The sequence below is a fragment of the Protofrankia sp. CiT1 genome (assembly GCF_917627335.1).
In the GTDB taxonomy this organism is placed as follows: Bacteria; Actinomycetota; Actinomycetes; order Frankiales; family Frankiaceae; genus Protofrankia.
Window position 1 is genome coordinate 1 of the sequence record NZ_CAKJTP010000033.1, and the last position, 1,734, is coordinate 1,734.

Annotated in this window: 1 protein-coding gene; it reads left to right on the forward strand. The window is 65.9% G+C overall.

Annotated elements, in window-relative coordinates; all coding sequences use genetic code 11:
- The first annotated feature begins 412 nt into the window (after nucleotides 1-412).
- Nucleotides 413-988, forward strand: coding sequence for a hypothetical protein (locus MJ785_RS08140; RefSeq protein ID WP_239380316.1), 576 nt, complete (start codon nucleotides 413-415; stop codon nucleotides 986-988).
- Nucleotides 989-1,734: the final 746 nt, after the last annotated feature.

Consider the following 1,734-nt stretch of genomic DNA (forward strand, 5'->3'; position numbering starts at 1 on the left):
TCGGCATAAAAGACCCAGCAGAAGATCAGCGGACGGCTCACCTCCCAGGCCGCGACCGCCTGCCGCCTCCAGATCGCGAGTTACGTCTCCACCGCCCGCAAGCACGGTGTGTCCGCGATGCACGCCCTCCGGCTCGCGTTCCGCGGCACTCCCTGGATGCCACCGGCCGCCGTCGTCCCCACCTGACGGGCACTCCACCGACCCCGCCGCGCCGGCCCCGCCCGGCGTGGCCCACAGTCATGCCCACGACCCGTCACCTACAGCAAGATCTCTAAACCAGGTGAATTTTTACGAGTGGCCCGGACTGGTAATACGGTGTCCGTCGTAGGACCTCGATGGCGGTTGGGAGATTCGCTGTTCCCGGACGCCTGATGGTGGCGAGGTCGTCCGGCAGGGGAAAGGGAGAAACACAATGGCCTCGCGGAACGTCCGGCGCGGTGTGGTCCTGATGGCCGCGCTGTTGGCTCTGGTTCTTGTCGGTGGCTGCGGCACCGGCACGAGCAAGATTCGATCTTCCTCGGGAAGCGCGGCGACTACCAGCGCGACCGACGACAGCGATCCGGAGGACAACGCGCCCTGCCCGACGGCCGGTAACACGCGTGCTTTCGCCAAGACCCGTTTCGCGTTGCACGCGGGCCTCGGCCTCGGCGCCTTCCACCGGTACATCTACAAGCCGCTGAAGAACGGCGGCTTCAAGGCCGGGGCCGACCAGCGGAAACGCACCTTCGTCAAAGCCGCGGTGGCGGGCGTCTTCACGGTGCACGAGCTGAAGGTCGCCAAAGGCTTCGCGGAAGCGAACCCCTCGCTCTGCAACGCTGTTCAGTCCATCAGTGACAGTTTTTCGAACCTGACCGACAAGCTGAAGAGCGGTACCGCCACCGAGGCGGATATCGACGCCAGCGAGAACAGTTTCGCCGGTCTGCAGCGAAGCGCCACAAGCAACGGTTTCGGGTTTGACGAGAAAAATGTGACCGTCCCGGGAGCCTGATCCCCGGAGGTACCGAACGGCTGTCGGCGGCCGCTGGGGCGAGCAACCATGAACCAGCGGCCGCCGATTCGTCGCTCGACGACTCGCGGCGGGCAGCTCGGCGTGACGCCCACAGCCGTCCCCGCTCTTCGTCATCGCCGGTGGCCTGGCGCGGCCGTCCGGGGAGAACGCCACCTCCGCATGGCTGGTAGCGGCGAGTGCCCGAGCATTGTCTCGCGGCCAGAATTTTGATCGTCACATGCTGCTCCGGCCCACGGCAGCGGCCCGCCAACATCAGCCCGAACCCGCCCACCGAGTTGGGCGCCCGGCTTTCACGGGCCAGGCGACGCCGTGGCCTCCTCGGGCCGGCGGATGCCGCGGCTGGTCGCCTCCTCGCCGCTGGCGCGTTTTCATCTGATGAAAACAGTTATCTCCCAGAGGCATCAGCGGCGAACTTGTGGAGCGCCCGGTAACAGGGATGTGCCCCACCCCCGCGATGCCCCACCCCCGCGATGCCGCGCACCCTGTTGCCGGTTGCTCCAGGCGGACCGAGAGAGATATTGACAGGCGATCGAGCCGCTGGTTGCATTGTATGCAATATATTTTCATTGAGTGAAAATTTTTGAGGCAGCGCCTTCGAAGGCACTGCCTTTGGGGAGACGCCGCCTTCGAGCAAGAGCGACCGGCAACAGGGGTGTGGCTCAAGGGGCGGGTTGTGGCGCGTGCATCGCGTGGCGAGGGGCGGGGGTGATGTCGAAACATGCCGT

Excerpts from the sequence above, each read along its gene's own strand:
- MJ785_RS08140 (WP_239380316.1), top strand. The coding sequence starts at position 413 with ATGGCCTCGCGGAACGTCCGGCGCGGTGTGGTCCTGATGGCCGCGCTG.